The organism is Halobaculum sp. P14, assembly GCF_051195155.1.
In the GTDB taxonomy this organism is placed as follows: Archaea; Halobacteriota; Halobacteria; order Halobacteriales; family Haloferacaceae; genus JBNTKA01.
Window position 1 is genome coordinate 164,278 of sequence record NZ_JBNTKB010000007.1, and the last position, 6,996, is coordinate 171,273.

The 6,996-nt window shown below is 71.4% G+C and carries 8 protein-coding genes; 7 read left to right on the forward strand and 1 reads right to left on the reverse strand.

Translation table 11 applies throughout. The features are described 5' to 3' along the window. Nucleotides 1–6 precede the first annotated feature (6 nt). The 6 genes from ACQUS7_RS13790 (at nucleotide 7) to ACQUS7_RS13815 (ending at nucleotide 4,530) form a co-directional block, all read left to right on the forward strand. Complete coding sequence (locus ACQUS7_RS13790) at nucleotides 7–648, forward strand: precorrin-2 dehydrogenase/sirohydrochlorin ferrochelatase family protein (RefSeq protein ID WP_435124403.1); 642 nt, start codon at nucleotides 7–9, stop codon at nucleotides 646–648. Continuing rightward, the gene (gene hemA / locus ACQUS7_RS13795; protein WP_435124400.1) at nucleotides 641–1,960 is read left to right on the forward strand and encodes a glutamyl-tRNA reductase; all 1,320 of its coding nucleotides are present in this window, start codon (nucleotides 641–643) and stop codon (nucleotides 1,958–1,960) included. The genes ACQUS7_RS13790 and hemA overlap by 8 nt, the downstream gene beginning before the upstream one ends. 69 nt (nucleotides 1,961–2,029) lie before the next feature. Next, nucleotides 2,030–2,956 (forward strand): DUF7260 family protein, encoded by a 927-nt coding sequence (locus tag ACQUS7_RS13800; protein WP_435124397.1) that lies wholly within the window; start codon nucleotides 2,030–2,032, stop codon nucleotides 2,954–2,956. Between the two features lie 47 nt (nucleotides 2,957–3,003). Beyond that, a complete protein-coding gene (locus ACQUS7_RS13805; RefSeq protein WP_435124394.1) occupies nucleotides 3,004–3,282 on the forward strand; it encodes a 4a-hydroxytetrahydrobiopterin dehydratase in 279 nt (92 codons plus the stop codon). A 6-nt stretch (nucleotides 3,283–3,288) separates the two neighbouring features. Next, complete coding sequence (gene lwrS / locus ACQUS7_RS13810) at nucleotides 3,289–3,657, forward strand: LWR-salt protein (protein WP_435124391.1); 369 nt, start codon at nucleotides 3,289–3,291, stop codon at nucleotides 3,655–3,657. 150 nt (nucleotides 3,658–3,807) lie between these two features. Continuing rightward, a complete protein-coding gene (locus ACQUS7_RS13815) occupies nucleotides 3,808–4,530 on the forward strand; it encodes an HAD family hydrolase (protein WP_435124389.1) in 723 nt (240 codons plus the stop codon). Nucleotides 4,531–4,585: 55 nt separating this feature from the next. Here the strand turns inward: ACQUS7_RS13815 and ACQUS7_RS13820 are convergent, their stop codons facing one another. Beyond that, a complete protein-coding gene (locus tag ACQUS7_RS13820) occupies nucleotides 4,586–6,379 on the reverse strand; it encodes a Rieske (2Fe-2S) protein (protein WP_435124387.1) in 1,794 nt (597 codons plus the stop codon). 215 nt (nucleotides 6,380–6,594) lie between these two features. Between ACQUS7_RS13820 and ACQUS7_RS13825 the strand changes: the two genes are divergently transcribed. After that, nucleotides 6,595–6,930: a hypothetical protein gene (locus ACQUS7_RS13825; RefSeq protein WP_435147780.1), complete on the forward strand. Its 336-nt coding sequence runs from the start codon at nucleotides 6,595–6,597 to the stop codon at nucleotides 6,928–6,930. The last annotated feature ends 66 nt before the right edge of the window (nucleotides 6,931–6,996 follow it).

Consider the following 6,996-nt stretch of genomic DNA (forward strand, 5'->3'; position numbering starts at 1 on the left):
GTCGGCGTGATTCCGCTGCTGCACGACTTCGTCGGCGAGACGGTGCTGGTGGTCGGCGGCGGCCCGGTCGGCGCGCGGAAGGCGCGGACGTTCGCCCGCGAGGCCGACGTCGTCGTGGTGAGCCCGGCGTTCGACGGCGACGACTTCGGCGGCGCGGAACTGGTCCGTGCGGCGCCGACGCCGGCGGACGTGGCGGAGTGGGTCGACCGGCTCTCGCCGGCGCTCGTCGTCGCCGCGACGGACGACGCCGCCGTCAACGACGCGGCTGCCGAGGCGGCGCGCGACCGGGGGGCGCTCGTGAACCGCGCCGACGAGTCCGGCGGCCGCGACGCCGGGAGCGTCGTGGTGCCGGCGACCGTCCGCGACGACCCGGTCGTCGCCGCGGTCGCGACCGGCGGCGTCGCGCCGGCGCTCTCGGCGGAGCTCCGGCGGCGCATCGAGGGGGAACTGGCGGGCGCCGGCGCGATGGCGGAACTGGTCGGCGAGATTCGCGAGGAACTGAAGCGGCGTGACGTCGACGCGTCGGCGCGCCGTGATGCGGTTCGGGCGGTCGTTTCGAACCCCGCGGTTTGGAAGGCTTTACAAGACGGCGACGCCAACGCTCGGGAAGAGGCTGACAACGTAATGGAGGCGGGACTCGATGACTGAGACGGGCGTCATCTCCGGGGTGAGCGTGAGCCATCCGCACGCGGACGTCGAGGAGATCGAATCCGCGCAGCGCGACTCCACCGTCGGCGTCATCGCGGACCTGCTCGGCCGCGACGGCGTCTCGGAGGCGTTCGCGATTCAGACGTGCAACCGGGCGGAGGCGTACGTCGTCACGGCGGACGCCGCCGACGGCCGGGAGGCGCTCGCCGGGTTCGCGCCGGAGGTCCGCGACGGCGTCGTCACGACCCTCGACCACGAGGCGTCGCTGCGGCACCTGATGCGGGTCGCCGCCGGGCTGGAGTCGCTGGTGCTCGGCGAGGACCAGATTCTCGGGCAGCTCAAGCGCGCGCTGTCGGAGGCGCAGGCCGCCGGCGGCGTCGGCGACGTGCTCGGCGACGCGGTCGCGAAAGCCATCCACGTCGGCGAGCGCGCCCGCACCGAGACCCGAATCAACGAGGGGTCGGTGTCGCTCGGCTCGGCCGCCGTCGACCTGGCGCGCCGCGAAACCGACCTCGATGGCGCGGCCGCCGCGGTCGTCGGCGCCGGCGAGATGGGGACGCTCGCGGCGCGGGCGCTCGCGGACACCGAGGTGTCCCGCGTCGTCGTCGCGAACCGGACGGTGCCGCGCGCAGAGCACGTCGCCGCGGACCTCGCCGCTGACGCCGCCGCGACGGGGCTGGACGCGCTGCCGTCGGTCGTCGCCGACGCGGACGTCCTGATTTCGGCGACCGGCGCCGCAGGGCACGTCATCGGCGCCGACGAACTCGCGGACGCCGGCGACACCGTCTGCATCGACCTCGGGCAGCCGCGCGACGTCGACCCGGCGGCCGAGTCGGTCGCCGACGGCGTCGACCTGTTCGACATCGACGCGCTGGAGGCCGTGACGGCCGAGACGGAGCAGCAGCGGCGGGAGGCCGCCGAGACCGTCGAGTCGATGATCGACGACGAGTTCGACCGGCTGCTCGAGTCGTTCAAGCGGAAGCGCGCCGACGAAGCCATCTCCGCGATGTACGAGGCCGCCGAGGCGACGAAGCGCCGCGAGCTCGACGAGGCGCTCGCGAAACTGGAGGCGCAGGGCGGGCTGAGCGACGAGCAGCGCGACACCGTCGAGGGGCTGGCGGACGCGCTCGTCGGGCAGTTGCTGGCGGCGCCGACCCGGAGCCTCCGGGAGGCGGCCGCCGAGGACGACTGGACGACGATTCACACGGCGATGCGGCTGTTCGACCCCGAGTTCGACGCGGCGCCGAACGTCGCCGAGGGCGAGTCGGGCGCGCCGTCGCGGCACGTCCTCGAAGAAGCGTCAGACGACTGACGACGGCAGTTTTCTCCGGTCGTCGCCGCGGGGGAAAGGGTGATGTGTGATGCGGACACACACTGTGGTATGTACGGTTCGAGCAGCGGCGTCGGTCGGCTGTCGACTGTGCCCGTCGAACAGCGGGTGGAGTCCATCTGCCGCGTCACCGACTGCGGCCACCCGGAGCTGGCGGCGGCGCTCGTCGTGCTCGCGCTGACCGCGGCGTTCCTGCTGCTCGCCGGCGCGGTGCTGGTTCGGCTCACGGACGCCCGCGACGCCATCGACGTGGAGCGGAGCAGGGCGCGGACCGAACGGGACGCGTTCGAGCGGTTCCGGCGGCGGCTCGCCGGGCTCGACGCCGCGGCGCCCACGCCGCCGAGCCCAGACCCGCCCGGCGGCGGCGCGCTCGCGGTGAGCGGCAGCGCGGCGGGCCGCAGCGGCACCGGCGGCGCCGACCTGCAGGCGGCGCGGGACGCCTACCGGGACACCGTGATGGCGACGCCGCACTACGACGAGGAGTACGACGAGTCGCTCGCGGAGAACCTCGCCGCCGAGTACAACGCGACGGTCGCCGGCGCGGTCGTCGACGGCGACGGGCTGACGCCGCAGCTGCACGCGACGCTCGCGAGCGGCGCCGTCCGCGCCCGCGAGGAGCGCGACGACCTCCTCGGGTCGCTCGACGCCGAGGAGACCGACGTCGAGGAGGCGGAGCGGACGCTCGCGCCGGCGGTCGAGGCCGCAGACCGCGTCCGCGACGCCGACGTCGACGACGCGACCTACACGGACCTCGTCGCGGACTACGAGCGGCTGGAGTGGCACGAGCGCCGCGTCGAGTCGCTGCTCGCCGACCGGCAAGACCGGATTCACGACCGCGAGGCGGAGCGGCCGCACTGGTACGACTACCTGTTCGAGTCGCTGCAGTCGCCGTACCCGGTGCTGTCGGCGGCGACCGGGGCGCTCGACCGGCTCGAGTCGGCGCGCGAGCGGCTCGCGCACGCGGCGAGCCAGCGGTAGCGGACGCCGCGAGTACGCTTTTCCCGTCGGCGCCCCACGTCCCGGCCATGAGCGACGTGCTCTCCGCGGACGAGATCGACGACCGGCTCCCGGACGGCTGGAGCCGCGACGGCGACGAAATCGTTCGGACGTTCGAGTTCGACTCCTACCTCGAAGGCGTCGGCTTCGCGGCCGGCGCCGGCGGCCTCGCCGAGGAGGCGTTCCACCACCCGACGATGACGGTTGAGTGGCGCGAAGTCGAGGTCCGGCTGACCACCCACGACGCCGGCGGCGTCACCGAGAAGGACCTCGACCTCGCCGGCCGGCTCGACGAACTCGCGGACTGACCGCGGATGGACGCGAGCTACGTGTTCCGGGTCCGGTTCACGGTGGCCGTCGGCGACGGCCGAATCGACCCGGAAGCGTTCGAGACGGTGCTGCGGATTCCGGCGGCCGACCCGGGCGAGGAGGGGTGGCTGCTGTTCCGCGACGCGCTGTGGCGCGGCGAAGCCAACGACGCGGCGCACGCGCGCCGGCTCGCCGAGGAGCGGTTCGGCGCCGGCGTCGAGGTGCTGGACGCGGCGTTCCGCGAGTTCGAGACCGACGACGAGTACCTCGACGCGCTGAAAGCCGAAATCGAGGCGGACCTCGACCCGTTCCGGGCCGACTCGGTGCGTGAGGTGCTGCACAAGTACTTCGGGTCGTCCATCCACGTCCAGTAGCCGCCGGGTCCGGCGCGCCTGCCCGGACGCGACAGGTGACGAGGGGCGGCCGACGACAGGCGACCGACAAGGGACGGCCGACGACGGACAGGTGAGCGGTTCGGCGCACGGGAAGACACTTATCCGAGAATCACGTACTGCTCATCCTCGATGGTTCCCGACGAGTACGACTTCTGGCTGTTCGACCTCGACGGGACGGTGGTGGACGCCGAGTGGTCGTACACCCGCGAGGTGTTCGACCGCGTCGGCGACCGCCTCGGTCGGGAGTTCTCCGACCGCGAAGCGGAGACGCTGTGGCACGGCCTCGGCGGGTCGCGCGACCCGATGCTGCGGGAGTGGGGCGTCGACCCCGAGGAGTTCTGGCCGGCGTTCCACGCCGTCGAGGACCCGCAGGCCCGCGCGGAGGCGACGTACCTGCACGACGACGCGGCGCGGCTGGTGGAGTCGCTGCGCGGCCGCGACCGGCCGGTCGGCGTCGTCACGCACTGCGCGGAGTTCCTCGCGACGCCGGTCGCGGAGCACCTCGACATCGCCGACTGGTTCGACACGTTCCTGTGCTGTTCGGCCGACACCGGCTGGAAGCCCGACCCGGAGCCGCTCCGGGTCGCGATGACGGACATGGGCGTCGACGCCGACGGCGGCCGCGGCGTCTACCTCGGCGACGGCGCCAGCGACGTCGGCGCCGCCTGGAACGCCGGCCTCGACGCGGTCCACGTCGAGCGGCACGCGCCGGACCGCCGCGGGCGGTGCGTCCGCGCCGACCACCGCGTCACGTCGTTCGACGACCTCCCCCGCGCCGGCGACGTCGACTGGGACGTCACCGTCGACACCGTCGGCGCCGGCGGCGTCGAAGCCGGCGACCGCTCCGACTGAGTCGGCGGCGTCAGACGCCGCGTCGAGGCGGCGGTGTGCCGCCGAGACGCCGCGGTCAGTCGTCGGCGGGGGCGTCCGCGTCGTCGCCGGCCGCTTCTTCGTCGTGGATGCGTTCGCCGCGCATCAGCCGCGCCGCGATGCTGAACGTCTGTTCGCGCTCGCGCCGCGTCGGGTAGTGCGCCGCCATGTAGCGCGCCGCGGCGACGAGCATGTCGCGCTGTTCGTCGGTGACGCCGGCGACGCCGTCGGCCGCGCGCAGGTCGAACTGGCGGCACGCCGCCTCGTACGCCTGGAACGTGTGGAAGCCGGTGTCCTCTTTCAGCAGCGCGTTCCCGAGTTCGGCTTTCAGCCGCTCCGGGTCGCCGCCGGCGTCGAGGTAGTGGGCGGCGTGCCGCCCGGCGTCGTTCACCTTCCCCTGCTGTTCGAACGCCAGCCGGAGCGCCTCCAGTTCCTCGTCCGGGTCGGCGTCCGGGTTCGGCGACGGCTCGGGCGCCGGCGGCGTGTTCAAGAACCGGTCGAGGTAGACGTTGACGGCGACGTCGAAGACGCCGCGGTACAGTTCGGTGGCGTCGGTGCGCTGGGCGGCGCGGTGGACGGCGTTGGCGTACGTGAAGGTGTGGTGGACCGTGTTCCAGTCGTTGAACTCGTTGCTGGTGGCGAACAGCGCGACGCGGCGGCCCGCGGCATACGCCAGCGCCGACGCGAGCTGCTCGACGGTCGCGCCCTCCCGGATGGCTTCCTCGACGGCCGCGAACACCTCCGCCGGGTCTTCGTGGTGGAGCCGCTCGGTGAAGTCGTCGGGCTGGTCCCACTGTTCGTCCTCGCCGGCGGCGACGAGCTCGTCGAGCCGGTCGAAGCTGTCCTCGCACATCGACGCGAGGTCGACGGGCTGCCGCCACGACGACCGCTCTTCGGCGCGGTCGGCGGTCGCGAGGTTCCGGACGGTCGAAGCGAGGACGTCGGCGGCGTGGTCGTGCTCCCAGCCGACGAGGTCGAGCGCCTCGGTGGCCTTGTTGACGTAGTCGAAGGTGTGGCCGGTGTCGAGGTAGCGGTGGTCGGTGCCGGCGGCGACGAGCAGCTCGGTGAGCTGGGCGGGCGAACAGCCCTCGGCGACCGCGGTGCGGAGGACGCGCTCGGCGCCGTCGGGGTCGCGGACCTCGACGTTCTCGCGGAACCACGACTTCAGTCGGCCGAACGGGACGTCGCGCGCCGCGAACTCCTCCTGGTCGAACTTCGGCGGCTGGTCGGCGCAGTCGCCGGCGACCTCGGTGAGCCCCTGGTAGAGCGCCCGCTTGCGGTCCTGGTCGTCGAGGTCGTCGAGGCGGTTCGCGAGCGCGACGAGGATGGTGAGCCCGGAGCTCCAGCCGCCCTCGCGGTAGCGCGTCCCGAACAGCACCCCGGTCTCCACCTGCTCGGCCGGGTCGACGCCGGCGTCCTGCAGCGCGACCGCGGCCTTCGCGAGGACGAGCCGGAGGTTCTGTTCGAGGCCGTCGTCGAGCCGGTCGCGCCAGTGGACCGACGGCGGCTCGGTCCGGTTCGGCTCCGGGTTCACGTACACGTCGCCGTCGCGGACCTCCGTCGGGTACGTGTCGACGTCGTCGGCCCACGGGTCGAAGGTGTCGCCGCAGGACAGCTCGAACCGGGCGTGGTGCCAGTGGCACGTGAGGACGCCCTCCTCGACGCTGCCCTCAGTGAGCGGGAACCCCATGTGCGGGCAGCGGTTGTTGACGGCGCGGATTTCGCCTTCGTGGTAGAACAGCGCGATCGGCGTGCCGTCGGCCGCCGTGAGGGCGCGGCCGTCTGCTCGAAGCTCGTCGAGCGACACCGCCTTCTGGAACGGGTCGTCCATACCGACGCATTGGCACGGAGTCACATGAAGGCTCTCGGAAGACGGTTTCTGTAGCCGTCCTGATTAATCGTCCGAGTCGTCCGCGTCGTCGGCGTCGGAGTTTACAGATTTCCAGCCTAAGCGCTTGAGGATTCCTCTTCGTTGACTTTCGTTCACGTCCGCTCCCATACCCACTATGCTGAAGAGATATTCCGAATAGGAATATTTTTGTCTGTGTGACAGGCACCAGAAGATATCCCACAAAGTGGGCCATACTCCGAGTCCAAATGACTTTGAGAGACAAACGATTTCAGGTCGCCCTCGGTGGACTTGCTTTCTTAGAACTCGCAGTCAGGTACCTCTACGTATCCGTTTTGGATTCGTCGATACTAAGCGCAGATTTGCGCAGTGTATGGAGACCGTTCATGCAATCTGTCGTTCACGATAACGTTCCGATGTACGTCCATCCAGCCCTCGACAACAAACCCCCTCTCTTCGAGTATTTGAACGTCCTTGCTGGACTCACTGGCGAGTACATCGCAGCGTGGCATCTTTTTATTGTGCCGTGTTGAATAGGTGCTGAGTCACGGTTAGAGTGGCTCACAGAGAGGTTCTATGTTGGAGATGGCGAACATAAG

What these genes read in the sequence shown, in the direction of transcription:
- hemA (WP_435124400.1), top strand. Translation starts at nt 641, where the DNA reads ATGACTGAGACGGGCGTCATCTCCGGGGTGAGCGTGAGCCATCCGCAC.
- ACQUS7_RS13800 (WP_435124397.1), top strand. Translation starts at nt 2,030, where the DNA reads ATGTACGGTTCGAGCAGCGGCGTCGGTCGGCTGTCGACTGTGCCCGTC.
- ACQUS7_RS13805 (WP_435124394.1), top strand. Translation starts at nt 3,004, where the DNA reads ATGAGCGACGTGCTCTCCGCGGACGAGATCGACGACCGGCTCCCGGAC.
- lwrS (WP_435124391.1), top strand. Translation starts at nt 3,289, where the DNA reads ATGGACGCGAGCTACGTGTTCCGGGTCCGGTTCACGGTGGCCGTCGGC.
- ACQUS7_RS13815 (WP_435124389.1), top strand. Translation starts at nt 3,808, where the DNA reads ATGGTTCCCGACGAGTACGACTTCTGGCTGTTCGACCTCGACGGGACG.
- ACQUS7_RS13820 (WP_435124387.1), bottom strand. Translation starts at nt 6,379, where the DNA reads ATGGACGACCCGTTCCAGAAGGCGGTGTCGCTCGACGAGCTTCGAGCA.